The 3,278-nt window shown below is 69.1% G+C and carries 5 protein-coding genes; 4 read left to right on the plus strand and 1 reads right to left on the minus strand.

The genetic code is table 11. The features are described 5' to 3' along the window. The coding region (locus ACQKIP_RS43390) for a helix-turn-helix domain-containing protein (protein WP_427745543.1) at window positions 1–278 on the minus strand (278 nt) is incomplete at its 3' end. 355 nt (window positions 279–633) lie between these two features. Here ACQKIP_RS43390 and ACQKIP_RS43395 point away from each other — a divergent pair. The 4 genes from ACQKIP_RS43395 to ACQKIP_RS43410 all read left to right on the plus strand — a co-directional run. Further along, window positions 634–1,092 (plus strand): ATP-binding protein, encoded by a 459-nt coding sequence (locus ACQKIP_RS43395; RefSeq protein ID WP_365863402.1) that lies wholly within the window; start codon window positions 634–636, stop codon window positions 1,090–1,092. 427 nt (window positions 1,093–1,519) lie between these two features. Continuing rightward, window positions 1,520–1,699 carry a hypothetical protein gene (locus ACQKIP_RS43400; protein ID WP_365863400.1) on the plus strand — a complete coding sequence of 60 codons (180 nt, stop codon included), beginning with the start codon at window positions 1,520–1,522 and terminating at the stop codon, window positions 1,697–1,699. 160 nt (window positions 1,700–1,859) lie between these two features. After that, entirely contained in the window at window positions 1,860–2,261 is a 402-nt protein-coding gene (locus ACQKIP_RS43405; protein ID WP_365863398.1) for a hypothetical protein, read from the plus strand. Window positions 2,262–2,718: 457 nt separating this feature from the next. Beyond that, a partial coding sequence (locus tag ACQKIP_RS43410; protein WP_427745542.1) for a zinc-binding dehydrogenase occupies window positions 2,719–3,278 on the plus strand: 560 nt, incomplete at its 3' end.

A 3,278-nucleotide genomic window follows, 5' to 3' on the forward strand; every position in this document is an offset into this window, starting at 1 on the left:
CTGACGTAGGCGGTGAACCAACCGGGCACGACATCGCGGTAGGAGTGCCACCATCCGGGCTCGTTGGCCTGCTCGGCCAGGTCGACGAACTCATCGATCATCCCGCGGTCCGCGCCGTAGGTCTCCAGGAGCTTTTCCACGTAGAGAGGCTTCAGCGCGACCTCGGCCTTTTCCAGCCGGCGGATCGTCAGCGTCTTCACGCGCAGTGCTCGTGCCGCATCCTCCAGCGAGGCACCGGCGTCGAGCCGCATGTCCTGCAGCCGACGACCGAGGATCATGCGCAGGACCGTCGGCGCGCTGGTGCTGGAACGGGGCTGCTCCCTCACGCCCGACCTCCCGATAGCCCGTCAACAGCATCATTCTGACAGCGAGTTGATGTTGACGCCATGCTGATACACGTATCGCTGAAATTATCAGGGAGTCGGTTGCAGGGTGCACGCCGCCCTGCGCATAGTTGATGCGTGAGAGGTAAGGGCACAGCCTTGGCACAGCATCCGGCCCGGACGGGAAAGGTGGGGCGGATGCCGCCCCGGATGCCCCACCGCGGCGCTACTGCCTCGGCATACGCCTCACACCCCTCGGCATTCCGACACCGCGCCCACCCCCACGAAGGGGCGCTGGAAGGCGACACCCGTGACTCTCCCCACGCCCCCGGCCCCACCCACGGCTGCCGCCTTAGCCGCGACCGCGCCGCGCCGCGAGTACTGGTTCAACCTGCCCGCCCTGCGCATCAGCGCCCGAACCGCCCGCGACGCCGTCCGCGACCGTCTCCTGGCCTGGCACGTACCCAAAGACACCAGCTGCGACGCGGTGCTGCTGGTCTCCGAGATGACCACGAACGCCGTGCTCCACACCGACAGCATCCGCGTCCTGTGCGGCATCACGCTGACCGGCAACCGGCGGCGTCTGCGCATCGAACTCCACGACGAGGGCCGCGCCCCGGCCAGCCTTCCCGTGCGGGTCGCCGGGGCCGACGAGGAGAACGGACGGGGTCTGCTGCTCGTCCAGCAACTCGCGGACCGCTGGGGCTCGGCACGCTCGACGCGGGCCACCGGCACGGTCGTCTGGGCCGAGATGACGGCTGGCCCCTGACGGCACGGCACCGGCCGGACGCCGGCAGCGGCCCTGACTCCGCACGGCACCACGGGTCTCCCGCGGCCGGATCCGGCCGCCGTGGCGTCCCGAACCGGTTTCCCCGCCCCACCTGCCGGCCGAAGGAGCAGACGGTACTGCCCAGTTCGCCACGCGTCCTTCGCAGGGCCATGACTCTCTCTTCTTCCTCTTCTTCTCGTTCTCGCTTCACCGACAGAAGGCACCCATGAATCCCCAGGGTCCACCTGCTTCGCCTGTGGTCTTGTACGTATGCGCCGACCGACCCCGGACAGAACCTCGGGCTGCCACACAGCGTGCCCAGACAGAAGGGCAGGCCTTCGCCCGGGAGCGCGGACTGACGATCACCGAGGTCGTCACCGACACATACGGCGAACCCGACCCGGCCCGGCGCGGAGGCTGGCGGCGTGTGAAACAGCTGGTACAGACAGGAGGCGTCACCGCGGTACTCGTCCGCTGGCCCAGCGCCATCGCCCCGGAGTCCGCGGACGAACTCCGGCACCGCGAAATCGCCTGGCTCAACGACCACGGCGTGAATCTGCGCTACACCTGGGCGCCCTTGATGTCGCTGAGCGGCGAAACGCGCTAAGACCCGGCGCTGCAGGAGGTGGCCGCGTCCTGCTGCCGACGCCCGCGCAACCTCTCGCCGAGCAGACGGAAGGGGAGCGCGTAGAGCCTGTCTCCAGCCGGGAGCCCGGGCCGCGCTGCACTCTTGACCTCAATCTTGGTTGAGGTACGACGCTGGATGCATGGAGATCACAGACAGCAGCACCATTCTCTTCCGCAACACGATGCGCATCGTCGACGGCCATCTCGACGGTTTCCGGCGCGCCATCGCGCAGGCGGTCACATTCGCTCAAGAGCACGGGCCCCAGCTCATGGTGGAGGTGTTTATTGACGAGGAGCGGATGCTGGCGCACAGCTTCCAGCTCTACCGCGACTCCGATGCCATCCGCGCCCACTGGCGGCTGTCGGACCCGTACATCCGCGAGGTGATGGAGCACTGCACCGTGCAGCACTTCGAGGTATTCGGTGAACCCGACCACGACATCGTGCTGGCCCTCAAGACGCCCGACGGCGCATCCTTCCCCGTCGCCATTGCGCCCCGCCTGGCCGGGTTCAACCGGCTTGAGCCCCTTGGCGCGGGATGAACCACCCGCACAGCGGTGGGTTCGTGGGCTGATGCCCGCTCACGCGAGAAGCACGCGTTGCGGTTGTTTTGTTGCGCGGGTCAACCGGGGGCGAGAGAGCGCGGTTCGGACCGCGGGCGTCTTGGCGAGGCGGATCCTGTTGCCATGTCCGGCGGTGGTAGAGCTGCCGGCCGGGATCAGCGGCCGGGCCGGTGTGGCGGCGCCGGTTCACTGACCTGCGCCCCGCTGTTCTGGTTGCTGCCCACCGCGCTCCCGGGCGGCACCACCGCGGCCGGGCCCCGTCCTGATCAACTCGGTGCCGCACTGACACAGATCGTCAACTGATCGGTTGTCACGGGGCTGGTCGCTGTGCAGGCCGTGCGTAGGGTTTCAGGGAGGCGGCAGTGCGGCATCCGCACACTCCGCCCGCTGCCGCGCCCAGTGTTCAGGCGCATCCACGAGAGAAGGAATCACACCCATGCGCGCCCTTGTGGTGGATCACGGTGAGTCCGGTCCCGTCCGGTTCGCCGATGTCGATGAGCCCGTGCCGACCAGCGGAGAGGCGTTGGTCGAGATACGCCACATCGGTCTCAACTTCGGAGAGCTGAACTACGTGCACCAGTGGCCCGCCGGCGCCGTGCACGGTCACGACGCGGCCGGCATCGTGGTGCGCGCCGCATCCGACGGCTCGGGGCCACCCGAAGGTACGCGCGTCGCGCTGGGGATGTCTGCCCACGCATGGGCGGAGCGGGTGGCAGTCAGACCCTCCGCGCTCGCCACCGTCCCCGAGAGCGTGGATCTGGCCGACGGTGCCGCGCCGGGGATCGCCGGAGTCACCGCACTGCGGGTGCTGCGCACGCGATCCCTGCTGGCGCGCAACGTCCTGATTACCGGCGCCAGCGGGGGAGTGGGGCACTTCGCCGTCCAGTTGGCGGCGCTGGCAGGCGCCCGGGTGACGGCACTGGTGGGTTCGCCGGACCGTGCCGCCGGACTGAGCGAACTGGGGGCCGACCAGGTTCTGACCGACCTGGCCGAGAC

The organism is Streptomyces sp. NPDC059900 (assembly GCF_050270335.1).
Lineage (GTDB): Bacteria > Actinomycetota > Actinomycetes > Streptomycetales > Streptomycetaceae > Streptomyces.

What these genes read in the sequence shown, in the direction of transcription:
- ACQKIP_RS43405 (WP_365863398.1), top strand. Translation starts at nt 1,860, where the DNA reads ATGGAGATCACAGACAGCAGCACCATTCTCTTCCGCAACACGATGCGC.